Annotated in this window: 22 protein-coding genes and 1 tRNA gene; 13 read left to right on the forward strand and 10 right to left on the reverse strand. The window is 71.7% G+C overall.

Going from position 1 to position 25,292, the window contains the following annotated elements; translation table 11 throughout:
* Window positions 1-1,185, forward strand: a complete 1,185-nt coding sequence (locus tag AB0P29_RS03935) for a DUF58 domain-containing protein (RefSeq protein WP_363378653.1) — start codon at window positions 1-3, stop codon at window positions 1,183-1,185.
* Window positions 1,175-3,415 carry a transglutaminaseTgpA domain-containing protein gene (locus AB0P29_RS03940; RefSeq protein WP_363378655.1) on the forward strand — a complete coding sequence of 747 codons (2,241 nt, stop codon included), beginning with the start codon at window positions 1,175-1,177 and terminating at the stop codon, window positions 3,413-3,415. The genes AB0P29_RS03935 and AB0P29_RS03940 overlap by 11 nt, the downstream gene beginning before the upstream one ends.
* Window positions 3,416-3,470: 55 nt before the next feature.
* Here AB0P29_RS03940 and AB0P29_RS03945 read toward each other — a convergent pair.
* The 3 genes from AB0P29_RS03945 to AB0P29_RS03955 all read right to left on the reverse strand — a co-directional run bounded on the left by AB0P29_RS03945 (window position 3,471) and on the right by AB0P29_RS03955 (window position 4,919).
* Window positions 3,471-3,562, reverse strand: a tRNA-Ser gene (locus AB0P29_RS03945).
* A gap of 60 nt (window positions 3,563-3,622) precedes the next feature.
* Window positions 3,623-4,399: an isocitrate lyase/phosphoenolpyruvate mutase family protein gene (locus AB0P29_RS03950; RefSeq protein WP_363378657.1), complete on the reverse strand. Its 777-nt coding sequence runs from the start codon at window positions 4,397-4,399 to the stop codon at window positions 3,623-3,625.
* Between the two features lie 73 nt (window positions 4,400-4,472).
* On the reverse strand, window positions 4,473-4,919 hold the full coding sequence (locus AB0P29_RS03955) for an SRPBCC family protein (RefSeq protein ID WP_064003028.1): 447 nt from the start codon (window positions 4,917-4,919) through the stop codon (window positions 4,473-4,475).
* A gap of 148 nt (window positions 4,920-5,067) precedes the next feature.
* Here AB0P29_RS03955 and AB0P29_RS03960 point away from each other — a divergent pair, with 148 nt between their 5' ends.
* Window positions 5,068-5,868: a hypothetical protein gene (locus AB0P29_RS03960; RefSeq protein ID WP_363378659.1), complete on the forward strand. Its 801-nt coding sequence runs from the start codon at window positions 5,068-5,070 to the stop codon at window positions 5,866-5,868.
* A gap of 19 nt (window positions 5,869-5,887) precedes the next feature.
* Here AB0P29_RS03960 and AB0P29_RS03965 read toward each other — a convergent pair whose 3' ends face one another.
* Window positions 5,888-6,406: a GNAT family N-acetyltransferase gene (locus AB0P29_RS03965; protein ID WP_363378661.1), complete on the reverse strand. Its 519-nt coding sequence runs from the start codon at window positions 6,404-6,406 to the stop codon at window positions 5,888-5,890.
* A gap of 92 nt (window positions 6,407-6,498) precedes the next feature.
* Here AB0P29_RS03965 and AB0P29_RS03970 point away from each other — a divergent pair, with 92 nt between their 5' ends.
* From AB0P29_RS03970 to AB0P29_RS03990, 5 genes are all read left to right on the forward strand, one after another.
* A complete protein-coding gene (locus tag AB0P29_RS03970; protein WP_363378663.1) occupies window positions 6,499-7,731 on the forward strand; it encodes an ROK family transcriptional regulator in 1,233 nt (410 codons plus the stop codon).
* 109 nt (window positions 7,732-7,840) lie between these two features.
* Window positions 7,841-9,199, forward strand: coding sequence for an extracellular solute-binding protein (locus tag AB0P29_RS03975; protein ID WP_363378665.1), 1,359 nt, complete (start codon window positions 7,841-7,843; stop codon window positions 9,197-9,199).
* A 4-nt stretch (window positions 9,200-9,203) separates the two neighbouring features.
* Window positions 9,204-10,148 (forward strand): sugar ABC transporter permease, encoded by a 945-nt coding sequence (locus tag AB0P29_RS03980; RefSeq protein ID WP_359919472.1) that lies wholly within the window; start codon window positions 9,204-9,206, stop codon window positions 10,146-10,148.
* Window positions 10,145-11,035, forward strand: coding sequence for a carbohydrate ABC transporter permease (locus tag AB0P29_RS03985; protein WP_311285461.1), 891 nt, complete (start codon window positions 10,145-10,147; stop codon window positions 11,033-11,035). Before AB0P29_RS03980 ends, AB0P29_RS03985 begins: the two co-directional genes overlap by 4 nt.
* A 43-nt stretch (window positions 11,036-11,078) precedes the next feature.
* Window positions 11,079-14,075, forward strand: a complete 2,997-nt coding sequence (locus AB0P29_RS03990) for a glycoside hydrolase family 38 C-terminal domain-containing protein (protein WP_363378668.1) — start codon at window positions 11,079-11,081, stop codon at window positions 14,073-14,075.
* A 12-nt stretch (window positions 14,076-14,087) separates the two neighbouring features.
* Here the strand turns inward: AB0P29_RS03990 and AB0P29_RS03995 are convergent, their stop codons facing one another.
* Genes AB0P29_RS03995 through AB0P29_RS04010 form a run of 4 tightly spaced genes read right to left on the reverse strand, consistent with a single transcriptional unit; the run spans window position 14,088 to window position 17,309 of the window.
* A complete protein-coding gene (locus AB0P29_RS03995; RefSeq protein WP_363378670.1) occupies window positions 14,088-15,167 on the reverse strand; it encodes a crosslink repair DNA glycosylase YcaQ family protein in 1,080 nt (359 codons plus the stop codon).
* 32 nt (window positions 15,168-15,199) lie between these two features.
* Window positions 15,200-15,931, reverse strand: a complete 732-nt coding sequence (locus AB0P29_RS04000) for a sulfurtransferase (RefSeq protein ID WP_363378672.1) — start codon at window positions 15,929-15,931, stop codon at window positions 15,200-15,202.
* A gap of 41 nt (window positions 15,932-15,972) precedes the next feature.
* Window positions 15,973-16,911 carry an aldo/keto reductase gene (locus AB0P29_RS04005; protein ID WP_363378674.1) on the reverse strand — a complete coding sequence of 313 codons (939 nt, stop codon included), beginning with the start codon at window positions 16,909-16,911 and terminating at the stop codon, window positions 15,973-15,975.
* Window positions 16,912-16,946: 35 nt separating this feature from the next.
* Complete coding sequence (locus AB0P29_RS04010) at window positions 16,947-17,309, reverse strand: helix-turn-helix domain-containing protein (protein WP_363378676.1); 363 nt, start codon at window positions 17,307-17,309, stop codon at window positions 16,947-16,949.
* A gap of 108 nt (window positions 17,310-17,417) precedes the next feature.
* On the opposite strand from AB0P29_RS04010, the gene AB0P29_RS04015 reads away from it, so the two are divergent.
* The 3 genes from AB0P29_RS04015 (at window position 17,418) to AB0P29_RS04025 (ending at window position 20,267) form a co-directional block, all read left to right on the forward strand.
* Window positions 17,418-18,278 (forward strand): NmrA family NAD(P)-binding protein, encoded by an 861-nt coding sequence (locus AB0P29_RS04015; protein ID WP_363378678.1) that lies wholly within the window; start codon window positions 17,418-17,420, stop codon window positions 18,276-18,278.
* Window positions 18,279-18,353: 75 nt separating this feature from the next.
* Complete coding sequence (locus tag AB0P29_RS04020) at window positions 18,354-19,394, forward strand: LLM class flavin-dependent oxidoreductase (RefSeq protein ID WP_064003016.1); 1,041 nt, start codon at window positions 18,354-18,356, stop codon at window positions 19,392-19,394.
* A gap of 48 nt (window positions 19,395-19,442) precedes the next feature.
* A complete protein-coding gene (locus AB0P29_RS04025) occupies window positions 19,443-20,267 on the forward strand; it encodes an HAD-IIA family hydrolase (protein WP_217530835.1) in 825 nt (274 codons plus the stop codon).
* 13 nt (window positions 20,268-20,280) lie between these two features.
* On the opposite strand, the gene AB0P29_RS04030 is transcribed toward AB0P29_RS04025, so the two are convergent.
* Window positions 20,281-20,778, reverse strand: a complete 498-nt coding sequence (locus AB0P29_RS04030; RefSeq protein ID WP_253035242.1) for a DUF427 domain-containing protein — start codon at window positions 20,776-20,778, stop codon at window positions 20,281-20,283.
* Window positions 20,779-20,850: 72 nt separating this feature from the next.
* Between AB0P29_RS04030 and AB0P29_RS04035 the strand changes: the two genes are divergently transcribed.
* The gene (locus AB0P29_RS04035; protein WP_363378681.1) at window positions 20,851-21,474 is read left to right on the forward strand and encodes an ArsR family transcriptional regulator; all 624 of its coding nucleotides are present in this window, start codon (window positions 20,851-20,853) and stop codon (window positions 21,472-21,474) included.
* Window positions 21,475-21,487: 13 nt separating this feature from the next.
* On the opposite strand, the gene AB0P29_RS04040 is transcribed toward AB0P29_RS04035, so the two are convergent.
* Window positions 21,488-23,710, reverse strand: a complete 2,223-nt coding sequence (locus tag AB0P29_RS04040) for a serine hydrolase (RefSeq protein ID WP_363378683.1) — start codon at window positions 23,708-23,710, stop codon at window positions 21,488-21,490.
* Window positions 23,711-23,855: 145 nt separating this feature from the next.
* On the opposite strand from AB0P29_RS04040, the gene AB0P29_RS04045 reads away from it, so the two are divergent.
* Window positions 23,856-25,283 (forward strand): cytochrome ubiquinol oxidase subunit I, encoded by a 1,428-nt coding sequence (locus AB0P29_RS04045; protein ID WP_217531018.1) that lies wholly within the window; start codon window positions 23,856-23,858, stop codon window positions 25,281-25,283.
* The last annotated feature ends 9 nt before the right edge of the window (window positions 25,284-25,292 follow it).

The raw sequence follows: 25,292 nt of genomic DNA on the forward strand, positions 1-25,292 counted from the left end.
GTGTGCGCCCAGATCTTCTCCGTGCCGGCGCTCGTCTTCTTCGGCGTGCTGCTGCTGGCGGCGGTGGGCGTCTCGTTCGCGTCGCTCTGGCTGGGACACCGCGACGACGGCGTGCGCCGCTCGTTCGCGCCCGCCGTGGCGAACGTCGGGGGCGACGTCGACGTCCGCACCCACGTCGAGGCGCGCACCGTCCTCCCGACGGGGGTGGGCATGTGGCAGGACCGACTGCCCCGCGGTGTCGACGGGGAACCGAGCGGCGTCTACCCCGCGCTGCGGTCGGGTCTCGTCTCGGGCGGGCACAGCGTCGACATCTCGTACCGGGTGCAGGCCCGGCGCCGGGGCGTGCGCCCCATCGGCCCCCTCGTCGTCGAGACGACCGATGCGTTCGGACTGAGCCGGCGGCGTCAGCAGCTCGGCGGCACCGTCCCTCTGACCATCGCGCCCGCCGTCGTTCCGCTCGAGGCCTTCGAGGAACTCCCGGGAGCCGCCGGGGGCACGATGCAGTCCGTCACCGACAAGCTCGGGCAGGGCGCCGACAACCTCATCCCGCGCGTGTACGCGCCCGGCGACTCGATGCGCCGCATCCACTGGCGCGCCAGCGCGCACCGCGGTGAGCTCATGGTGCGTCAGGAGGAGCGCGAGTCGAACCCGGAGGCCGTGATCGTCTTCGACCGGAGCGTGACGCGGTGGAGCGGCGACGCCCTGCGCTCCCCCGGCGAGGACGCGGGCTTCGAGGCGGCCGTCTCGATCGTGGTCTCGGCCGGGCACCGCTTCGTGCAGGAGGGGTACAGCGTGACGATCGTCGACGTGGACGGCTCGGAGATCGCCGAGCCGCTCGAGGGCGGCGACACGACGGCGCTCGAGGCGCTCACGACGGGTTTCGCCACGCTCACCGCGCGACGGGACGGGAACCTCCGCACCCTCTCGACGCTGTTCGCCGGGACGACCCTCGGCCCTGTGGTCGTCGCGACCGGCGAGATCGACGCGGAGGATGCCGCGGCCCTCCTTCCGATCGTCACCCACAGCAGCCTCCCGGTGCTGTTCGCGCTCGGCGGGTCGGCCGAGGCGATGCGGATCGCCCGCGACGGCGGCTGGCGCGTCCACCGGCTCGAACCGGAGGACGAGATCGACACCCTGTGGTCGGGCATGGCGGGGTTCCCCGAAGGCCGCGGTCATGTCGACTGACCGGATCGAGGTGGAACGGCCCCGCCACGACGGTCCGTCGACGATCGCCTCGCTCCTGGCGATCGTCGCGGCGCTCATCCCGCTCTTCTCGGTGATCGCCGGCGGTGCGTGGGCGGCGCTCGCCTTCGTGCTCTCGGCCCTCCTCCTCGGCGCCGGTTACCTCCTGCGGCGCCTCCGGCTCGTGGCCGGCGTGGTCACCCTCGCCCTCCTGGCGCTGTGGACGGCGATCATGACGGCGGTGTTCTTCTCCGACGTCGCGTGGCTGCTCGTCATCCCGTCCGGTGAGGCGTTCGCGCGGGTGCCGCGGCTGCTCGAGATCGCGAGCTCCGACATCGCCGTCGGCGTCGCGCCCCTCGAGGCCTCGGCGTCGCTGACGTTCCTCATCGTCGGCGCCGTCGGAGTGCTGACCATCGCGCTCGACCACGTCGTCCTGACGGCGCGGATGCCGCTCCTCGGCGGTATCGCACTGATCGCCGTCTGGCTCATCCCGACGATCGCCGTCCCCCGCGCGGTCGACCTGTGGGCGTTCGCGCTCCTCGCCCTCGCGCTCCTGTGGCTCATGCGCACCGAGACGCGCGCGCGGCACCGCGCGCTGCAGCCCGCCGCGCCCCGGGGCGGTGTCGGCGGCGTGGCCGCCGTGATCGCGGCATCCGCTGTCGTCATCGCCGTCATCGTCGCGCCGGTCCTGCCGACGGCCGTCGCCCCCGCGGGCGGGTTCGGCGGCGGCACGAGGATCGACGCGAGCCTCAACCTCGGCGACGATCTGCGGCGCCCGGCCGAGGTCCCCGTCGTGCGCCAGTGGAGTGCGAGCGGCGGACCCTCGTACCTGCGGGTCGCCACCCTCACCGAGCTCGAGGGCGGGTCGTGGCGTCCCGACCGCGCCCGCACCGTGCCCGTCGAGGAGTGGGCACCCGAGGATTCCGCGGCGGAGGGAATCGAGATCGTCGAGTCCTCGCGGACCGTCGAGGTGCTCGATCTCTCGTCGGCGCAGCTGCCCGTGCCGGCCGACGCCGTGTCGTTCGAAGGACTCAGCGGCACCTGGCGCATCGCGGCGGAGAACGGCACGGTCGTGTCCCCCTCCTCGGCGGCGCGCGGTCAGCGTTTCGACGTCGTGACCCGCAGCCCCGCGCCCACGATCGAGCAGGCCCGCGCGGCCCAGGCGCGCGGCGGCCCCGACGACGCGCGGGGGCTCCCGGCCGAGACGCCCGACGACATCGGCGCCCTCGCCGCCGAGGTGACCGCCGACGCCGGCACCGACTACGACCGGCTGCTGGCGCTGCAGTCCTGGTTCCGCGGACCGGAGTTCGACTACTCGCTCGAGGCGCCTGTCGAGGACGGGTTCGACGGACCGGGTGTCGAGGCCGTCTCGCGGTTCCTGCAGGTGCGATCGGGCTACTGCGTGCACTTCGCCTCGGCGTTCGCCCTCATGGCCCGGTCGCTCGACATGCCCTCGCGGGTCGTCGTGGGGTTCCTCCCGGGCCTCGCCACGGGCGACGTCGTCGACGACGAACGCGTCTACCAGGCGACGACCGCGCAGCTGCACGCCTGGCCGGAGGTCTTCTTCGAGGGCATCGGCTGGGTCGGGTTCGAGCCGACGAAGAGTCTCGGCACCGCGCAGCGGTTCGCCTCCGACGACGACGGCTCGAACGAGCCCGAACCCGAACCGACGGCGAGCTCGACGCCGCAGCCGACCTCGAGTGCGTCGGCGGCACCGCGGCCCGAGGACGACCCCACCGCCGGCACCACGCCCACCTCGACCGCCTCGGTCACGCGAGCGCTGCCCGTCGTCGGCATCGTCGCGGCGATCCTCGTCGTGCTCGCCGTACCCGCGCTCACGAGCGCCGCCGTCACCCGCCGTCGCACCGCACAGGCCCGCGCCGGCAGCGCCGTGGCGGCATGGCGTCTCGTGCAGGACGCCGCGATCGATCTCGGCATCCCGGTGCCCGACTCCGAGTCGCCCCGCGCGTTCGGCTCCCGCCTGCGTCGTCACCACGGCGCCCCCGCCGACGCCGTCGAGCGACTCGTCGACGCGGTCGAACGCGCCAGCTACGCCCCGCCGGGATCGTTCGGCGACGAGGGCGCGGCGATGGCGACGGATGCCGCCGCCGTCCGCGCCGGGCTGTACTCGGCCGTCGCGGCGCCGCGGCGTCGGATCGCGCGCCTCCTGCCGCGATCGCTGGTCATCCGCCCGGGGTCGACGTTCGCCGAGGAGACACCGGTGCGCCGCTGAGCCGCCCCGGCGGGAACGCCGAAGCCCCGCACCACTCGGGTGCGGGGCTTCGTTGTGGCGGAAGCGACAGGATTTGAACCTGCGAGACGAGTTACCCCGCCTACATGGATTCCAGCCATGCTCCTTCGGCCGCTCGGACACGCTTCCAACGGGAGAGCCTACCACGCGGGGTTCGTCCGGCCCGCGCGCGGGGCGCGGCATCCGTCGTCAGTTCAGGGCGCGGGTGCCCTCGGGGATCACCCCGTCGCGGCAGAGATCGGCCGCGACGTCCTGGAACGCGGTGAGCGCGACGCGCTGGGTGAGGGGGCCGTACGAGATGCGGGCGACGCCGAGCTTCTCGTACTCGCCGGCGGTGAGGGCACCGGGCAGCCCGATGACGCTGATCCGGCCGATGCCCTCCACGAGGCGGGAGGTGGTTTCGGCGTCGAGGACCCCCGGCACGAAGACGACATCGGCGCCGGCGTCGAGGTAGGCGCGTCCGCGCGCGATCGCGTCGGCGATCGACTCCTCGACGGGGCGGCCGCCGCCGCGGACGAACGCATCGGTGCGGGCGTTCAGGGCGAAGGGCACGCCCTCCGCCTCGGCGGCGGCGACGACGGCCGCGACGCGCGCGACCGACTCGTCGAACGGGCGCAGCCGGTCCTCCATGTTGGCGCCGACGATGCCCGCCCCGATGGCCCGGCGTGTGGTGTCGCCGGTGTCGGCGTAGCCGTCGTCGAGGTCGGCGGTGACGGGGATGTCGCCGGCGACGGCGACGATGCGGCCCACCATGTCGAGGGTGGTCTCCAGCGGGATCGTGCCGTCGTCGTAGCCGAAGGATGCCGCGATCGAGTGCCCGGCCGTCGCGATCGCGCGGGTGTCCGGGAGGGCGAGGACGGCCTTGGCCGAGACGACGTCCCACACGTTGACGACACGGAGGATCTCGGGGGCGGCGTGGAGTTCGCGAAGGCGGCGAGCGCGGCCTTCGACGGAGAGGGTGGTCATGCCTCCACCGTGCCACGGCGGCCCGGTGGAATGCACCACCGGGCCGCCGTGAGCGGAAGGACGGGCCGTCCGCTCACCCCACGTCGCCTCGCCAGGCACCGGTCTCGGCGCCGCGGGATTCGATGAACTCTTTGAACTTCTGCAGATCCTTCTTGACCGCGTGGTCGTCGATGCCGATGGCGGCGCCGACGGTCTCGACGAAGCCCTCGGGCTTCCAGTCGAGCTGCACCGTGACGCGCGTCTCGGTGTCGCTCAGCCGGTGGAAGGTGACGACCCCGGCGTGATCCTCGTCGACGCTCTTCCACGCGACACGCTCGTCGGGATGCTGTTCGGTGATGTGCGCGGTGAACTCGCGCTCCACGCCGCCGATCTTCACCTTCCAGCGGTTCGTCGTGTCGTCGATCTGCGTGATCGATTCGACGTAGCTCAGGAAGTGCGGGAAGGACTCGAACTGGGTCCACTGGTTGTACGCGGTGGACACCGGCACACTGACATCGACGGTCTCGATGATGCTGGCCACGGTTTTCCTCTCGTCGTGATCGTGCCGCCCATCGTGCTCCCGATGCGTTCGTCCTCTCCAGGGGCTTGCACGAGCGACGGAGGAACGGATAGAAGCGGCGATAGGCTCGTCCGCGACTGCCGACCCGTCCCCCGCAAGGAGCCGCATCGTGCGCACCCCCGCCCTGCCCCTGCTCGCCGCGACCGCCGTGCTCGCTCTCGCGGGGTGCTCGGCCGCCGAGACCCCCGCCCCGAGCACGTCGCCGACCGCCTCGGCATCCGCATCTGCGGCACCGCCCGCCTCCGCGTCCCCCACCCCCGACGCGACGGCCGGCGCGCCCGTCGTCGAGACGCCCGTCGAGTGCGAGACGCTCGACCTCGCCTCCGGGACGGTCGCCGGGTCGGACCTCGGCCCCTGCCTGCAGGCGGTCCTCGTGCGCTACGACACCGGCACGCTCACCATCTCCGGCGACGAGCTCGCCGGAGAGATCTCGTACCACTACGACCCGATGTTCGAGTTCCGTGGCGACCTCGAGACCGGCGGCGGGCCGGTGGCCATCAGCTTCGTCGACGGCGACATGCTCATCGACGAGGGCGACGGGCCCGTCGTCGCCGATCCGGACTCCGCCGATCCCACCGAGCAGGCAGCCGGAACCGCGGCGGAGGCGTACCGCGTCTTCTCGGACCCGGGCTTCCTCGGCGACCTCATCGGCGGCGGCGACGCCTGGTCGGTCTCGGCCGCACCCGAGCCGGTCGAGACGCCCGACGGGTCCATCGAGGCCTACCGTCTGGAGAGCACGGCGGCTTACGACTGGTACGGCATCCCGATCGACGCCTACACGCTGTGGCTGACGGAGGACTTCCGTCCCGTCGCGGCGGAGTCGACCACCGGATTCCTCGGGCGGGCGGCGACGCTGACGCAGCAGCTGTCGGGCCTCGGCGAGCCGGTCACCATCTCGCCGCTGAGCTGAGTCGGCGAACGCGCCGCGGTCAGCGCCGCGCGAGGGCGGCGAGCGCGTCGCCCGTCATCCGCTGCGTCGTCCACTCGTCCATGGCTTCGGCGCCGATGGACCGGTAGAAGCCGACGGCGGGCGCGTTCCAGTCGAGCACCGTCCACTCCAGTCGCGGATAGCCACGCTCCAGTGCGACGGCGGCCAGGGAGGACAGCAGCGCCGTGCCGTACCCGCGGCCCCGGTCCGCTTCATCGACGAAGAGGTCCTCGAGCCAGATGCCGTGGCGTCCGGTCCAGGTCGAGTAGGTAAGGAACCACACGGCGATGGCGCGGATCCCCCCGTCTCGCTCGATGACGTGGGCGAAGGCCTTCGGATCGTCGCCGAACAGGGTGGCGGTGAGATCGTCCGTCGTCGTGCGGACGGCATCCGGCTCGCGCTCGTACACGGCGAGCGCATGGATCGCGGCGAGGATGCCGGCCTCGTCGCCGGGCGCCGCAGCGCGCAGGACGGCGCCGTCGTCGAGCGTGCGGGAAGGAAGCGCGGAGGGAGATGCCATGCCTCGAATGTAGCCGCGGCGTCGGATCGCCGCCGTGGACGCGGCGCGCTACGCTCAAGCCACCGCACCCCCGGAGCAAAGCAGGTTCACCCATGGCCAGACGCGGCGCCAATCAACCCAGCGTCGGTGGTTACAACGAGGCTGTCGTCCTGGACCAGATCCGCCGGTCCCGCGGACACAGCCGCGTCGAGCTCGCCGACGCCACCGGGCTGTCCGCACAGACCGTGTCCAACATCGTTCAGCGCCTGCTGGATGCGGGGATCGTCGAGGAGGCCGGCCGCACGAGCTCGGGGCGCGGCAAGCCGCGTACGACCCTGCGACTGGTCGGAAGCAGCCGCTACGCCGTCGGCGTCCACCTGGATCCGGGACTCATCACGGTGGTCGTCCTGTCGATCGACGGCGAGGTCGTCGCCCGCCACGCCCGCGCCACGCCGCGCGCACAGGACCCGGCCGACACGGTGGCCGTCCTCATCGAGGACATCCACGCCGTGCTGTCCCAATCGGGGATCGACCGCAGCCGGATCGTCGGCCTCGGGATCGCCGCGCCCGGACCGATCGACGCCGACCGCGGCATCGTCGTCGACCCGCCCAACCTGCTCGGCTGGGACCGTGTCCCCCTCCGTGACGCGATCGCCGAGGCCACCGGGCTGGCAGTCGTGCTCGACAAGGACGTGACGGCGGCGGCCGTCGCCGAGAAGTGGGTCGCCGCTCCCGGTGGGGCCCCGAACTTCGCGTTCCTGTACCTCGGCACCGGGCTCGGCGTGGGACTCGTCGTCGGCGACGAGGTCGTCCGCGGCGGGTCGGGCAACGCCGGCGAGATCGGGCACATCGTCGTCGACCCCGAGGGTCCGTCGTGCGCGTGCGGACTGCGCGGATGCATCGCGGTCACGTGCGCGCCGCTCCCCCTCGTCGAGGAGGCCGAGCGCCGCGGCGTGCTCGAGGCGGACCGCGAGTCCGACGACCCGACGCGGGTGGATGCCGCGCTCACCCGGCTCGTCCGCATGGCCGAGGACGGCGATGAGCGCGCCCGCGACCTGCTGCAGCGGTGCACGGTGCACGTCGCCCGCGCCCTCGCCGTCGTCTCCAACCTGCTCGACGTCGACCGCATCGTCATGGGCGGTCCGCTCTGGGACCGCGTCGGACCGACCTTCACCGAGGCGATCCCCCCGCTCCTCGACGAGATGCGCGTCGCACGCGGGGTCCATCCCCTCTCGATCGCGGGCACCGCACTCGGGTCGGATGTCGGGGCGATCGGCGCCGCGTGCCTCATCCTCGACGAGGCCCTGACGCCCCGGCCGACCTCGCTTCTGGTGCCGTCTGCGTGAGTCCGGCGTCCGACGCCGCGAGGCGTCTTGACTCCGCTATGTCCATCGGTTTGACTTACCGTGTCCCGTCGTCGCGCGTGGACGCCACGATCCGGAGCAAGGGGGCACCGTGAAAGCTCGCACCGTCGTCACATCCATCGCCGCAGCGACCGCTGCCGTCCTCCTCGGCGGGTGCTCCGCTGAGGAAGGCGAAAGCAACGGTGACACCGTCACGGTCGTCTACGCGAAGACCGACTCGTTCGAGGTGCTCGACACCCTGATGAAGACGGCGAAGGAGGAGTTCGAGGCATCCCACGAGGGGATCACCGTCGACCTGCAGCCGATCACCGCCACGGACGACGACTACAAGACCCGGTTGCAGCTCTCGCTCGCCTCGCCCGACACCGCCCCCGACGTCTTCTACGAGGACACCTTCACCGTCCGCAGCGACGCCGAGGCCGGCTACCTCCTGAAGCTCGACGACAAGCTCGCAGACTGGGCCGATTGGGAGATGTTCGACGAGGCCGGCCGGAACGCCGGCAAGGGCGAGGACGGCGGGACCTACGCCCTGCCGCTCGGCACCGACACGCGGGTCATCTGGTACAACAAGGACGTCCTCGAGAAGGCCGGGATCGCCACGCCCTGGCAGCCCGAGAGCTGGGACGACATCCTCGCCACCGCCGCCGCGATCAAGGAGAGCCAGCCGGACGTCGTGCCGTTCAACATGTACGCGGGCACCGGGACCGGCGAGGGCACCGTGATGCAGAGTTTCTACGAGCTGCTCTACGGCACCGGCGAGGGCACCGGCCTGTACGACGACGACGCGGGCAAGTGGGTCGTCGGATCGCAGGGCTTCATCGACTCGCTGACGTTCCTGCAGACCCTCTACGACGAGGGCTACGCCGTGAGCGCCGATCAGGCCCTCGACCCGAACGTGTGGCAGGCCGTCTTCGGCGAGTGGTTCCCGAAGGGCACCCTCGGGGCGACCGTCGAGGGCTCGTACACCCCGTCGTTCTGGGCCGAGGGCGGTCAGTACCCGTGGCCCGAGTACACCGACACGATGGGGGTCGCCCTCTTCCCGACGCAGGACGGACAGGCGCCCGGCGGCGTCAGCATGTCGGGCGGGTGGACCCTCGCGGCATCGGCGCAGACGGACGTTCCCGACCTCGCCTTCGACTTCATGACGACGGTCCTCAACAAGGAGAACGCGCTCTGGTACGCGATCAACAATGCGCAGATCGCGGTGCGCTCCGACGTCGCCGAGGACCCGACGTATCTCGAGGCCAACCCGTTCGTCGGCGCGGTGACGGATGCCGTCTCGGTGACGCACTTCCGACCCGCGAACAGCGACTACCCCAAGATCTCGGTCGCGGCGCAGCAGGCCACGGAGGCGGTCATCACGGGACAGCAGTCGCCCGCCGAAGCAGCCGCCGCCTACGACGACGCCGTCCGCGAGATCGTCGGCGACGACGGGGTCATCACCGGATGACCCCGTGAGCACGACGCTCGCGCCGCAGCAGGACCGCCGCGCGTCGCCCCGCCGCCGCGGCCACGGTCGGGTCGACATGCGCCTCTCCCCGACGCGCGCGCTCCCGCTCCTCCCCGCCGTCGGCCTCCTCCTCGTCTTCCTGGCCGGCCCCATCGTGTGGGCGACGGTCGGTTCCTTCACCGACCGCGCCCTGACGGGAGTGGGGGCTGCGAAGCCGGAGTTCATCGGCCTCGACAATTACGCCCGGCTGTTCACCGATCCGGTGCTGCCGTTGTCGGTCCTGCTGACCGTCGTCTTCGTCATCGGCTCGGCCATCGTCGGGCAGAACGTCCTCGGGCTGCTGCTCGCGGTCCTGTTCCGCGCCGGCAGCAGGGTCGTCGCGGGCACGGTGGGCGTCCTGGTGGTGACGGCGTGGGTCCTGCCCGAGATCGTGGCCGCCTTCGTGGGCTACGCGTTCCTCTCCGCGGACGGGACGCTCAACGGCGCGCTGTCGCTCGTCGGGATCGAGGGACCCAACTGGCTCTACGCCCTGCCGCTGCTGGCGGTCATCCTCGCGAACACCTGGCGGGGCACCGCGTTCTCGATGATGATCTACCGCGCCGCGCTCGACGACGTGCCGCCCGAGGTCACCGAGTCGGCGATGATCGACGGCGCCGGTACATGGCAGCGGCTGCGCTACATCACGCTGCCGATGATCTCGGGGACGATTTTCACGAACCTGCTGCTCACGACGCTGCAGACCCTGTCGGTGTTCACCCTCATCTGGGTCATGACCAAGGGCGGCCCGGGCGACCTGTCGCGCACCCTCCCCGTGCTCGCCTACAGCGAGGCCTTCTCGTTCGGCGACATCGGGTACGGCAACGCGATCGCGATCGTCATGCTCGCCCTGGGCGCCGTCTTCTCGATCGCGTACGTCGTGTCGCTGCGGCGCCGAGGGGGTGTCGCGTGACCACCGCCACCGCGACCGTCGCCACCGCGACCCGGCGCACCCCCCGTGCGCCCAGCGTCGCCTCACCGCGACGCGGCGCGACGCGGTTCTGGGCGAACCTCGTGCTCGTGATCATCGGGATCGTGTTCGCCGCGCCGCTCGCGTGGGTCGTCCTCGCCTCGATCGACTCGGCGGCGACCTATCGCGTGGCGTGGCCGACCGACCCGACCCTCGACAACTTCGCCGACGTCCTCACCCCCGAGCTGACGCTCCGCCCGCTCGTGAACAGCCTGCTGCTCTCGACGGGTGCGGCCGCGGTGACGGTCGTGGCATCCGTCCTCGCCGCCTACCCGCTCTCGCGGTACCGGTCGCGGTTCCACGCACCGTTCCTCTACTCCGTGCTCTTCGCGAGCTGCCTGCCGATCACCGCGATCATGGTGCCCGTCTACAGCCTGTTCGTGCAGGTCCGGCTGATCAACCAGCCGTGGGCGGTGGCGCTGTTCCTCGCCGCGAGCGCCCTTCCGATGGCGCTGTGGATGACGAAGAACTTCATGGACTCGGTACCGGTGAGCCTCGAAGAGGCCGCCTGGGTCGACGGGGCGAGCGCGATGCGCGCGCTGTGGACGATCGTCGTGCCGCTCATGCGCCCCGCCCTGAGCGTCGTCTTCGTCTTCGTCTTCCTGCAGGCCTGGGGCAACTTCTTCGTGCCGTTCGTCCTCCTGCTGACGCCCGACTGGCAGCCCGCCGCGGTATCGATCTACGCCTTCTTCGGGCAGTACGGCACCGTCGCCTACGGACGCCTGGCCGCCTACTCCCTGCTCTACTCGCTCCCCGTCCTCGGGCTCTACCTCCTCGTCACCCGCGGCCTCGGGGGCTCGTTCGCCCTCTCGGGCGCCGTGAAGGGCTGACCCGTCCCGGCTCCCGCGCCGCACCGATCTCGAAGGAACCCGCATGCACCGCAACGACCACCTGGCCCTGCAGCGCATCGACCGGCTCGTGCGCGACCGGCTGCCCCCCGCCCTGCACCGCGAGACCGCCCCCGTGACGATCGCGGCGTGGGAGGTCCCCGACGAGCCCGTGCCCTTCGCCGAGGCGATCCGGCAGGAGTACGCGCCGTTCGCCGTCGGCACCGAGTGGGGCAAGCCGTGGGGCACGGTGTGGTTCCACGTCACCGGCCGCGTGCCCGACTCCTGGCGAGACGTGCCGGGCACCCGTCCCGAGATCGTCGTCGACCTCGGCTTCGACGGCTCCGGTCCGGGGTTCCAGGCCGAGGCGCTCGTGTTCCGCCCCGATGGGTCGATCGTGAAGGCGATCGAGCCGCGCAACACCGCCGTCCCCGTCGAGGGCGACGAGATCGACCTCTGGATCGAGGCGGCGGGCAATCCCAGCGTCGCCGGGACGTTCACCTTCGCCGCGACCCCGCTCGGCGACAAGCGGACCGCGGGCGCGGAGCCCATCTACCGACTGCGGCGCCTGGAGCTGGGGCTGCTCGATCAGACGGTGTGGGAGCTGCAGCAGGACATCTGGACCCTGCGCGGACTCGTCGAGCAGCTCGACCCCGACCGCACCCGTCACGCCCGCGTCCTGGCGGCGCTCGGCCGCGCGGTCGACGCGGTGGACCCCGACGACGTCGCCGGTACGGTCGCCGCGGGGCGCGCCGAACTGCGCGACGCCCTCGACGCCCCGGCATCCGCCACCTCGCATCAGCTGACCGCCGTGGGGCACGCCCACATCGACTCGGCTTGGCTGTGGCCGGTCCGCGAGACCGTGCGCAAGGTCGCGCGGACGTTCTCGAACGTGCTCGACCTCATGCGTACCGAGGACGACTTCGTCTTCGCGGCGTCGTCGGCGCAGCAGTACGCGTGGATGAAGCAGCACTACCCCGAGCTGTTCGAGCGGATGCGGCGGGCCGTCGCCGAGGGCCGGTTCGCGCCCGTGGGCGGCATGTGGGTTGAATCCGACACGAACATGCCGGGATCGGAGGCCCTCGCCCGCCAGCTCGTCGAGGGCAAGCGGTTCTTCCTCGAGGAGTTCGGCGTCGAGCCGCTCGAGGTCTGGCTGCCGGACTCGTTCGGGTACTCGGCCGCGCTCCCCCAGATCATCGCCGCGGCGGGCTCGCGCTGGTTCCTCACGCAGAAGATCTCGTGGAACGAGACGAACCGGATGCCGCACCACACGTTCCTGTGGGAGGGCATCGACGGCACCCGCGTGTTCACCCACTTCCCTCCCGTCGACACGTACAACTCCGACCTGTCGGCGGCAGAGCTCGCCCGCGCCGAGCGTCAGTTCGCCGAGAAGGCGCACGCGACGCACTCGCTCGTGCCGTTCGGCTGGGGCGACGGCGGCGGCGGACCCACCCGCGAGATGATCGCCGCCGCGCGCCGCACCGCCGACCTCGAGGGGTCCCCCAAGGTGCGCCTGGGCTCGCCGGCGCAGTTCTTCGCCGACGCCGAGGCGGAGTACGCGGCGCCGCCGGTGTGGTCCGGGGAGCTCTACCTCGAGTACCACCGGGGCACCTACAGCGCGCAGGCGCGCACGAAGCGCGGCAACCGCGAGAGCGAGCACCTGCTGCGGGCGGCCGAGCTCTGGGCGACGCTCGACACGGTCCGCACCGGCGCAACCTACCCCGCCGAGCGGCTGCGCGCTCTGTGGCAGACGGTCCTGCTGCACCAGTTCCACGACATCCTGCCCGGCACCTCGATCGCGTGGGTCCACCAGGAGGCCGAGGCGACGTACGCCCGCGTCGCGGACGAGCTGCGGGAGATCATCGACACCGCCCTGCGCTCGCTCGTGGGCGAGGGCGAGCGGGCGCTCGCGGCCAACGCCGCGCCGGTGGCGCTCGGCGGCGCACCGGCGCTCGCCGTCGGGGCCGCGGCATCCGCTCCCGTCGTCTTGCCCGAAACGGACGGCGACGGCTGGCGGTTCCGGCATCCCCGGTTCGACTGGGCGATCGACGCGCGAGGACTCGTCGTGGGCGCCGTCGACCTCGCCACGGGCCGCGAGCTCATCGACCCCGCGCACCCCGGTGGCGCGCTGCACCTGTTCCGCGACACCCCGCGGGACTGGGACGCGTGGAACATCGACGTCGAGGACGGCGCGCTCGGGACCGTCCTCGAGGCGGCCGACGAAATCACGGTCGACGGGGCCGACCTCGTGGTCCGACGCCGGTTCGGATCGTCGTCGGCCGAGCAGCGCTACCGCGTCGACCCCGCGTCCGGCGCGCTCGAGGTGGCGCTGCGGCTCGACTGGCGCGAGCGGCAGAAGATGCTGAAGATCGCCTTCCCGCTGCGGGTGCGGGCCGAGCGCGCGGAGTCCGAGATCCAGTTCGGCCACGTGTCGCGGCCTGTCCACATGAACACGACGTGGGATGCCGCCCGGTTCGAGACCGTCGCGCACCGCTGGATCCGCGTGGCCGAGGGCGAGGACGGCGTGGCGATCGCCAACGACGCGATGTACGGCCACGACGTGCAGCGCGCGCCCGGCTCGGACGGGGGCGCGCGGACGGTCGCACGGGTCACCCTCGTGCGGGCGCCCCTGTTCCCGGACCCCGAAGCCGACCAGGGCGCACACACCTTCCGCCTGTCCGTGCTCCCGGGCGCCACCGTCGCGGCGGCCGTCGCGGAAGGGCTGCGACTGAACCTCCCGGCCGTCCACCTGCAGGGCGCGCGCGAGGTCGACCCGCTCCTCGAGCTCGACGACCCGGGCGTCGTCGTCGAGGCCGTCAAGCTCGCCGACGACGGGTCGGGCGACGTCATCGTGCGGCTCTACGAGGCGCTCGGCTCGAGCCGGACCGCGCACCTCGTCCCGGGCTTCCGGGCGACCGGCGTTGTGCAGACGGACCTGCTCGAACGCCCGATCGCGGCGACGGCGCTGCGGGATGCCGCCGGCGACGCGGTCCGCCTCGAGCTGTCGCCGTTCCAGCTGGTCACGCTGCGCCTGGCGCGCTGAGCGCCGCCGGACTCAGTCGAATCCGCGGACCGGGACCCCGAGCCACTCGCCGAGGTCCCGGACCTCGGCGTGCGCCATCTCGCGCTCGTCATCGTCCAGGGGGACGAGCTCGTGCACGGCGGAGACCACGAGGTTCTCCTTCTTCTTGTCGAGCGCCGCGTCGAGCAGACCCACGAAGCGGTCGCCGGCGAGGATCGGATGCGCGAAGTAGCCGTAGACCCGCTGATGCTTCGGTTTGAACTGCTCCAGGACGTAGGTGAACTCGAACAGCTCGGTCAGGCGCGGGCGGTCGAACAGCATGCGGTCGTACGGGTTGAGGATCGCCGCCCGCCCGCCCGGATCATCGCCCCGGGCGGCGAGCGCCTCGGGGTCGACCCGCCAGCGCCACGCGCTGCCCTCGACCTCGGCCGGCTCACCCGCCGTGCCGACACCCGACCACGACGACTTCTCGCGCGCGATGCCGAACGCCTGCAGCCGCCGTGCCGCCAGAACGTCCTCGGCGTCGGCCGGGTCCATCTCGGCATCCCGTGCACCGTAGACACGGTCGGGCAGGTCCCACACGCGCTGGCGGCCGATCCGCCCGCTGATGGCGACGTCGCCGAGGTACGACAGAAGCTCGAGCATGCGCGGCACCTGGTTCGCGCCGTACCAGCCGCTCTCGTTCTTCGCCTGGACCACGCTCGTGTCGGGGATCTCCGAGGCCGGCAGCGGCCCCTCCCGCTCGAGGCGTCGCAGGATCTCGGCGCGGAAGGCGGCGTTGGACTCGAGGTACTGGCGTGTCGAACCGCCGAGGCGGCGCCCCGGCATGACGGCGCGGAGAGCCGGGAGGAGGGATGCCGGGCGGAAGTGCCCGTCATACTCGAACAGCAGCCGGTCCCCCTCGACCGCCTTCGACAGCTGCCCCGGCTCGTAGGCCCAGCCGATGCGCGACCAGCAGATCGACTGCTCACTTGGCGCGATGACGGCCGTCGGGTCGATCTTGATCGCGGCGATCTGCTCGGCGACCTCGACGACGTCGCCGGGCCGGTCTGCGTCGAGCAGCTGCGCGCGCACCGCGATGCGGCGGGCCTCGTCCCTCGTGAGCCGGTGCATGGGTCGAGGCTAACGCCCGCCTCGGACGCTGCTCAGCCGGTGGGCTGCAGGCGCGCGTCGACGGTGCGCCGCTCGTCGAAGACGAAGCAGTCGCCGTCGAACCCGTCGCCGCCGACGTGCTCGAAATACCCGAGGATGCCGCCGTCGAGCTGACGCGCGTCGATGCCGTCCTCCCGCAGGACGAGGGCCGCCTTCTCGCAGCGGATACCGCCGGTGCAGAAGCTCACGACGGTCTTGTCGACGAGCTCGTCGCGGTGCGCGGCCGCGGCATCCGGGAACTCGGTGAACTTCTCCAGGCGCCAGTCCAGCGCACCGGCGAACGTCCCGTGGTCGACCTCGAAGGCGTTGCGCGTGTCGAGCAGGACGACCTCACGGCCGTCGTCGTCGCGGCCGGTTTCGAGCCATCGTCGGAGCGTCACGGGGTCGACCGCCGGGGCGCGTCCGGCCGCCGGTCGGATCGCGGGACGGTCCATCCGGATGATCTCGCGCTTGTGCTTGACGAGCATCTTGCGGAACGGCTGCTCGGCCGACCAGCTCTCCTTCGTCGTGAGCGCGGCGAACCGTTCCTCGGCCCGCAGCTCGTCGACGAACCCGCGGACGTCCTCCGCCGGTCCCGCGAGGAAGAGGTTGATGCCCTCCTCGGCGACCAGGATCGTGCCGCGCAGCGAGCGCGCGTCGACCCGCTCCTGCAGCTCGGAGCGCAGCGACGCGGGGTCGTCGATCGGCGTGAAGAGGTAGGCGGAGATGTTCAGGACGGATGCCACCGGTCCAGGCTAGGCGACCGGCGGCATCCGTCCCGGGTCGGTCAGCCGACGAACGGTGCCGAGGCCTCGTCGAGCGCGGCGACCTCGTCGGGGGCCAGCTCAAGCGTCGCGCCGGCGATGAGGCCCTCGACCTGGTCGACGCGCGAGGCCGAGGCGATCGGGACGGCACCCTTCGCGCGCAGCCACCCGAGGGCGGCGGAGGCGACCGAGACGCCGTGGGCGGCCGCGACGTCGTCGAGCGCGGAGAGCACGGCGAGCCCGTCGGGCGTCGCGTACTTCGCCGCCGATCCCGCACGGGGCGAGGACTGCCCCGAGGTGTCGGCGGAGCGGTACTTGCCGGTGAGGAATCCGCTCGCGAGGGCGTAGTACGGCACGACGGTCAGGCCGAGCTCGGCCGCCGTCGGGACGACGTCGCGCTCGACGGCGCGGTCGACGAGGTTGTAGGCGGGCTGGGTCGCGATGGGTTCGGCGACCCCCTGCTCGCGCGCCAGGCGAACCCACTCGCGGGTGCGCTCGACGGAGAAGTTCGACACGGCCGGGTAGCGGACGAGACCGTCGGCGACCAGGGCGCCGAAAGCGGCGACGGTCTCCTCGAGCGGGGTGTCGGGGTCTTCGGCGTGCGCGTAGTACACGTCGATGGTGTCGACGCCCAGCCGGGCGAGCGACGCCTCGGCGGCCGCGCGCACGTTGTCCGCCGACAGGCCGGGGAACTCGGGGTGCTTCGAGACCTTGGTCGCCACGACGACGCCTTCGGGCCGCCGCGAGGCCATCCACTCGCCGATGATGCGCTCGCTCTCGCCGCCCGAGTTGCCGGGGACCCACGCGCTGTAGACGTCCGCCGTGTCGATGAAGTCGCCGCCGGCGCCGGTGAAGGCGTCGAGGACGGCGAAGGACGTGTCGCGGTCGGCCGTCCAGCCGAAGACGTTGCCGCCGAGCGACAGGGGGAACACGGTCAGATCGCTGGTACCGAGAACAGTCATGATCTCGATCCTGACACGGCCGCGGATGCCGGGGCTCAGCGCGCGACGAGCTCGTCGGCGTTCGCCTGGATCCACGTCATGAGGGGCGTCATCCGCTCCATCAGCTCGACGCCGCGCGGGGTCAGGGAGTACTCGACGCGGGGCGGGACCTCGGGGTAGGACGTGCGCGCCACGATCCCGTCGGCGGCGAGGGTGCGCAGCGTCGTAGCCAGCATCTTCTCGCTGATCCCGTCGACGCTGCGACGCAGCTCGCCCCACCGGCGTGTGCCGTCGGTGAGCGCGAGGAGGACGAGGACGCCCCACTTGCTCATGACGTGGTCGAGGACGACACGCGACGGGCACGCCTCGCTGAAGATCCCCGGCGACTCCTGCCGCATCCGCTCGAAACTCACCGACACGTCAGCAGCTTACCTGAAAGTGGGTACCCTCCGATCGGAATGCATGGGGGGCCGGTGGGGGTTGTCCCGGCTGTCGCGCGCATCGCGCGATCATCGAAAGGATTCGCCATGACCATCCTCGTCACCGCCGCCGGCGGCCAGCTCGGACACCTCGTCGTCGACGCACTGCTCGCCCGCGGCGCCGCCCCGGAAAGCATCGTCGCCGGAGCCCGCACCGTCGCGAAGGCCGCCGACCTCGCCGACAGAGGCGTGCGCGTCGTGCCGCTCGACTACACCGTGCCCGAGTCGGTCGACGCCGCCCTCGAGGGTGTCGACAGCGTGCTGCTCATCTCGGGCTCGGAGCCGGGCGGGCGCCTCGCCGGCCACCTGACCGTCATCGACGCCGCCGCCCGCGCCGGTGTCGCGAAGCTCGTCTACACGAGCGTCTCGCACGCCGACACCGTCGACCTCGTCCTCGCCCCCGACCACAAGGCGACCGAGGAGGCGATCGCGGCCAGCGGCATCCCCGCCGTGATCCTGCGCAACAACTGGTACATGGAGAACTACGCCGGCGACCTGGCCGGCGCGGCGCAGACGGGCGTCTTGTCGGCCGCCGTCGGCGACGCCGCCGTGGCCGCCGCCGCGCGAGCGGACTACGCCGACGCCGCCGCGGTCGTCCTTCTCGAGGACGGGCACCTCGGCCGCACGTACGAGCTCGCGGGACCCCGCGCCACCTACGCCGACATCGCCGCCGCCATGGGCGAGGTGCTCGGGCGCGAGGTCGTCTACGCGCCGGCGACCCCCGACGAGCTGGCGGCGCGGCTGGCGTCGTTCGGGCTCGACGAGGGCACCGTCGGGTTCGTCGTCGCCCTCGACGGCGGCATCGCCCGCGGCGCCCTCGACGTCGCCTCGTCCGACCTGACCGACCTCATCGGGCGCCCCGTGATGCCCTGGACGGACGCGCTGCGCGCCGTGGCGCCCGCGAGCTGATCCCTCGCACGCTCCCGCGGCCGCGGCATCCATATTCATCGGAATGGATACCGCGGCCGCGTCGTTGTGCCCGGTATGCAACGCTTCGGAACGCTGTCCTTCGGCCATTACGGTCCCCTCGGCGGGGGTCGCGAACTCACCGCCGGCGACTCGATGCTGCAGGCGATCGACCTCGCACAGGGCATGGACGAGCTCGGGGTGAACGGCGCCTACTTCCGCGTGCACCACTTCGCCCGCCAGCAGGCCTCCCCCATGCCGCTGCTCGCCGCGATCGCGGCGCGCACCTCGCGCATCGAGGTCGGCACGGGCGTCATCGACATGCGCTACGAGAACCCGCTCTACCTCGCGGAGGAGGCGGCCGCGGTCGACCTCATCAGCGACGGACGGCTCGCGCTCGGCGTGAGCCGCGGGTCACCCGAGAGCGTCATCCGCGGCTACGAGACCTTCGGCTACACCGGGTCGACCGACCCGCGCGGCGCCGACATCGCCCGCGAGCACTTCGAGCTGTTCCTGCGCGCCGTCGAGGGCGAAGGGCTCGCCGAGAGCGACCCGCACAGCCCGTTCGGCGGCGGCCACGGGCTGCAGCGCATCGAACCGCACTCCCCCGGGCTGCGCTCGCGCATCTGGTGGGGCGCCGGCAACCGCGACTCGGCCGAATGGGCGGGACGCATGGGGGTCAACCTCATGTCGTCGACGCTGTTGACCTCGGCCGACGGTCGCCCCTTCGACATCCTGCAGGCCGAGCAGATCGACGCGTTCCGCGCGGCGTGGCGCGAGGCCGGTCACGCGGGGACCCCGCGCGTCTCGGTGAGCCGCAGCATCTTCCCCATCACGACCGCGGAGGACGCCATGTACTTCGGCGGCCGCTCCGACGGTGACCAGATCGGGATCATCGACGGCATGCGGTCCACCTTCGGGAAGACGTATGCCGGCACCCCCGACGAGCTCGTCGAGCAGCTTCAGCACGACGCCGCGGTCCGCGAGGCCGACACGCTCATGCTCACGATCCCGAGCCAGCTCGGGGTGGCATTCAACCTGCGGCTCGTCGAGTCCTTCGCCCGCTACGTCGCCCCGTCGCTGGGGTGGACGCCGACGCACGAGATCGCCACGGCGTAGCGCTCGGGTGCGCCGGGCGAGCGGCGCACGCGGGCATAGGGTGGACCCATGCGGACCCGCGCGGACATCGAGTGCTGGCTGACCGACATGGACGGCGTGCTCGTGCACGAGAACACACCGATCCCCGGCGCTGCGGAGCTGCTCGAGCAGTGGCGCGACGAGGGCACCCCGTTCCTCGTGCTCACGAACAACTCGATCTTCACGCCGCGCGACCTCAGCGCCCGGCTGCGCGCGTCGGGACTCGTCGTGCCGGAGGAGTCGATCTGGACCTCGGCCCTGGCGACCGCGGACTTCCTCGCCTCGCAGATGCCGGGCGGCACCGCGTTCGTGATCGGTGAGGCCGGTCTCACGACGGCCCTCCACGAGGCGGGCTTCATCATGACCGAGACCCGCCCCGACTACGTCGTCGTCGGCGAGACCCGCAACTACTCGTTCGAGGCGATCACCAAGGCGATCCGCTTCATCGGCGCCGGCTCCCGTTTCATCGCCACCAACCCCGACGCGACCGGCCCCTCGACCGAGGGCGTCCTGCCGGCGACGGGCGCCATCTCGGCGCTCATCACGAAGGCCACCGGCAAAGAGCCCTACGTCGTCGGCAAGCCCAACCCGATGATGTTCCGCTCGGCACTCAACCGCATCGGCGCGCACTCCGAGAACACCGGCATGATCGGCGACCGCATGGACACGGACGTCGTCGCCGGGATCGAAGCGGGCCTGCACACCGTGCTCGTGCTCACCGGCATCAGCGACACCGCCGAGATAGAGCGCTACCCGTTCCGCCCCGACGAGATCCTCGGCTCGGTCGCCGACCTGGTGCGCACCGAACCGCGCGAGAGCGACTCCCCCGACGTGCAGGCGGCGCTCGGCCTCTGACGGTCGGCGCCGGTCACCAGCCCATCGAGCCCGGCACGCCCTTGAACGGTCCCACGACCTGAGAGGTGACCCACCCGCCGTAGAAGCGACCCGGCTGCGGGGTCACGACCTCACCGGCGACGGTGCACTCGTCCATCTGCTGCGCGTACACCGCCACCCGGTCCGCCAGCTCCTCAAAGCCCGGTTCGGGATGCGGGTAGTTCCACGCCGCCGCAGGGCGGGGCACGCCGCCACCGTGGACGTCGAGGTAGCGCGCAGCGCCCTTGAACTCGCAGAACGACGACCCCTGACCGGGCGTCAGCGCACCGGGGACGAAGTCGTCGATCGGTAGATAGTAGACGGGCGGGTGGCTCGTCTCGAGCACGCGCAAGGCGCGGCTCGTCGAGACGATGCGTTCGCCGCCGAGGGTGATCGTGACGGTGCCGGTGACCGGTTCGACGCGGGGAGGCCGGGGGTAGTCCCAGACGCTCTCCTGGCCCGGTCCGACGGGGTCGGGGGTGGGATGCCGCATGGTCTCAGATTACGGGCGGAATCATAGGCCAGGGCCGCCCCGCGGCATCCGTCATCCCCCGATAATGAAGTCATGACGGCCCGGCGCCCGACCGCCTACAACGCGATCTCCACGTCATCGCGCGTGGAGATCCTCCACCTGCTGCAGACGACCCCGCAGCAGACCGTCGGCGAGCTCGTCGCGGCGACGAAGCTGCATCCGAACACGGTCCGGGAGCATCTGCAGCGGCTCATCGAGCGCGGATTCGTCGCGACCGAGGTGGAGAAGCGCACGACGCGCGGCCGGCCGCGGGTGTTCTACCGCGCCGTCGACGGCGTGAGCGTCTCGAGTCCGGAGCACCGCCGCAAGGTGCAGGCCGCTGCCGAGCGCGGCGACCTCATGCGCCGGGTCATGCCCGAGACGGCCGGGTCGCTGACGGGCGAGGAGCAGCATCAGCTCGACGCGCTCGTCGAGCAGCTCCTCGACGGCGGCTTCGACCCCGAGATCGACGAGGACGCCCTCACGATCGACCTGACGCCCTGCGCGCACGCGGCCGATCAGGCGGACAACCGCGAGACGCTCTGCGACGTGCACCTCGGGCTCATGCAGGGCGCCCTCAGCGAGGCGGGCGGACCCTTGGCGGTCGACGGCATGCGCTCGTCGTGCGATCCGCAGGAATGCGTCATCCACCTGCTGCGGCGACGGCCGGACGCCTGAGCGTCGAACGGCCTCAGTAGGCGAGGTTGGTGCGCAGGGACGAGTACCAGACCCAGGCGTATCCGCCCCGGTAGTGGAGCTTGTACCAGTGACGCTTCGAATCCGAGACCTGCAGCGGCGTGCCCTTCGGGATCGTCCCGCCGACCGCGCCGCCTGCGGACTTCCGCCACGTCGCGTTCTTCGTGGTCCGCACGTGCAGGTCGGAGTGCTTCGCCGCCGCCCCGAACGAGCCGTTGAAGTGCGTGTAGACGGTGCGCGCGATGTCGCGGATGCCGGCCTTGGACGACCCGGCGTCGCCGATCACGGTGAGCACGAAGGTCGCCTTCGGCCCGCGGATGATCGCGGTGTCGGCCTGAAGCAGACCGCCCTTGACCCAGAGCGAGCCCGGCTTGGAGGCCTGGTAGGCGGAGGCCGGGATGCCGTTGGGAATGCGGGAGCGGAACAACTGCGTGTGCATGAGATCCCGCAGCAGCGTCGTGTGCGTCTTGTTGAGGATCTGCCCCTTCTCGAGGCGTGCCACGAGCAGGCTCAGATCGTTCGAGGTGGTGCGGTTGCCGGCGTAGAGGACGTCCTGTCCCTTCAGCACGCGCCCGTAGGAGGTCTGCGAGTAGCCGGCGGCGGCGATCTGCTTGTTGAGGTTCGAGACGCCGATCCAGTGCACGAGGTCGGTGTGGCAGTAGTTGTCGGACATCCAGATGAGCTCGCGCAGGCATTCCTTGACGGTGAGACCCGACGACAGCTTCGTCGACAGCGACGCCTGCTTCTTCTCCACCCGCGTGAGCGCCGCCCAGGCGACGAAGAGCTTCATCATGCTGGCGGGTTCGCGTCGCGTGGCGCCCGTCTTGCCCGTCAGCACCTCGAGACCGCCGATCTGCCGCACGGTGACGGCGTACGACGAGGAGGGATGCCGCTTCATGGTGGCCGTGATCTTGTCGCGCAGCGTGTTCGCCGCCGCGGTGCGGACGACGGTGCAGCCGTCGCCCGTCAGCACGGCCGCCTGCAACCGGCTGGTCGGACCGACGGCGAGGACGGTGTCCTTTCGCGTGTCGAGGAGGGCGGCCGTGGCATCCGACACGCACTCGGTGCGTGAGTAGAGGAAGGGCTGGCGGAGGGCGCCGGCGACCGCGGCCGCCGTGCCGGTCTCGTGGTTGGGGATCGCGACGCCGGAGACCACGACACCGCGGGTGGTCGTGCTCGGGTAGTCGGCGGCCGTGGAGATCGCCACGGCCTCGCTGGTGCCGCCCGCCATGCGACGCACGCTGATCCCGGCGGAGCGGATGCGGTCGACGAACCCCTTCCCCATCATCGAGGCGATGTTCATCATGACCACCTCCTTCGCACCGACGTCCTTCAGCGCCGCCATCGTGGCGTCGGAGGCCGTGCCGCGACCGTCGACGGCCATGAAGCCGCCTCCCGTCGCGGCGGCGGCCGCCGCGGCGATCGGAGCGGTGTCCATCGTGCGCCCGTCGGCGACGTACACGCGGTCGACGGGGCCCAGGAAGCGCAGGACCGCGCGCGAGAGCGCGTAGGTGTCGGCGCCGGAGATCCGCTCGACGGGGGCCGTCTGACCGAGCACCCGCGCGACCGTACTGTTCACCGACGCCGTCGAGCCGACGACGAGGATGCGCGTCGGCTTCAGCCGGGCGAGTTCGGTCTTGACCGCAGCGGGGATCGAGTCTGGTGCGACGTACAGCATCGGCGCCCGGCGGGCGCCCGCGAGCCCCGCCGCGATCTGCGCGTCGTGGCGTTTGGCGGCGGCGATCACGACCTCGGCGCTTCCGTTCGGGAAGAGGGCGCGGCTCACGGCGATGGTCTGGTCGGCGGCGGTTGCGGCGCTGAGGCGACCCGTCGACGGCATCCGCGGGGCGGGCGGGGCCGCCAGGCGCGCCCCGGCGTCCGGCGTCGGAGCGGGTGTCGGGGTCGGCGTGGGTGTCGGGGTGGGCGTCGGAGTCGGAGTAGCCGTGGGCGTGGACGTCGGCGTCGGCGTGGGCTTCGATGTCGCCGTCGGTGTCGGAGTCGGGGTAGCCGTCGGCGTCGGCGTGCGAGTCGCCGTCGGGGTCGGCGAGACGGTCGGCGACGGTGACACGGCCGGCGTCGGCGAGACGGTCGGCGAGGGCGTCGTGCCGGCTGAGGCGGGCCCCGCGGTCAGGACGAGGACCGCCGCCAGCCACGCCGCGGTGAAGGCTGTGGTCCGCCGCACCATCGCGGGAACCCGGGACGAATCACCGCGAGTCATGAGCCCCACCGTAGGCGGCGGAGACCGCTCCCACCATGGGGGGCGTCCGGCGCGGCGGCATCCGGGTATTTTGCACGGCCCGATCGGATGCCGCGATCAGCCGGCTGTCGTAGCGTCGGAGCATACCTGTGGAAGGACCAAGCCCGTGGACTTTCTGGACCCGCTCATCCTGGCTCGCCTGCAGTTCGGACTGACGACGCTCTACCACTATCTGTTCGTGCCGTTGACGCTCGGCATGGCGCTCACGGTGGCGATCTTCCAGACGATCTGGCACCGCACCGGCGACGTGAGGTGGCTGCACCTGACCCGCCTGTTCGGCAAGATCTTCCTCATCAACTTCGCGATGGGCGTCGTCACCGGCATCGTGCAGGAGTTCCAGTTCGGCATGAACTGGTCCGCATACTCCCGCTTCGTCGGCGACGTGTTCGGCGCCCCGCTCGCCTTCGAGGGCCTCATGGCGTTCTTCTTCGAGGCGACCTTCATCGGCCTGTGGATCTTCGGCTGGGACAAGCTGCCCCGCCGCATCCACCTGCTCACCATCTGGGCGACGGCGTTCGGGTCGATCCTGTCGGCGTACTTCATCCTGACGGCCAACGCGTTCATGCAGAACCCGGTCGGCTACACGCTGAACCCCGACACCGGCCGCGCCGAGCTCACGGACTTCTTCGCGCTGCTGACCAACCCGGTCGCCCTCGCTGCCTTCCCGCACACGATCTTCTCGGCGTTCATGTTCGCCGCGGCGGTCATCATCGCCGTCGCCGCCTGGCACCTGCGCCGCGGGCAGCACGTCGAGACGATGCGTCCGGCCCTCCGCTACGGCATGTGGTTCATGATCATCTCCTTCGCCGGCACCGCCATCAGCGGCGACCAGCTCGGGCTCGTCATGGTGCAGACGCAGCCGATGAAGATGGCGGCCGCCGAAGCCCTGTACGAGAACGCGTGCGGCGCCGACGCATCCTTCTCCATCTTCTCGATCGGCACACCCGACGGCTCGGAGGAGATCTGGTCGCTGCGCGTTCCCTACCTGCTCTCCTTCCTGTCCACCCAGACGCTCGACGGCTGCGTCGAAGGACTGAACGATCTGCAGGACCTCTACACGCAGCGCTTCGGCGCCGGCGTCGACTACCGTCCCGAGATCTGGGTCACCTACTGGTCTTTCCGCTGGATGATCGGCTTCGGCGGTCTCGCCACCCTCATCTCGGTCGCCGGCCTCTGGGTCACGCGGAAGAAGGCGACCCGTCCCGTCGCCGACTGGATGTGGCGCATCGCGATCTGGTCCGCCCCGCTCCCCCTGCTCGGCAGCCTCGTCGGCTGGGTGTTCACCGAGATGGGCCGCCAGCCCTGGATCGTGTTCAGCCTCATGCTCACCGAGGACGGCGTCTCGCCCAGTGTCCCCGGCTGGACGGTGCTCATCTCCCTCGTCGCGTTCACCGCGATCTACGCCTCGCTCGCCGTCGTCGAGTTCCGCCTCATCCTGAAGGCCGCACAGAAGGGTCCCGACCCCCTGCCCGGGCCCGACGACCCCGACCCACGCGACCTGCCGGTCGACCAGACCCCCTCGACGGTCTACTAGGAGCACGCC

The organism is Microbacterium sp. NPDC080220, from assembly GCF_040686395.1.
In the GTDB taxonomy this organism is placed as follows: Bacteria; Actinomycetota; Actinomycetes; order Actinomycetales; family Microbacteriaceae; genus Microbacterium; species Microbacterium gawkjiense.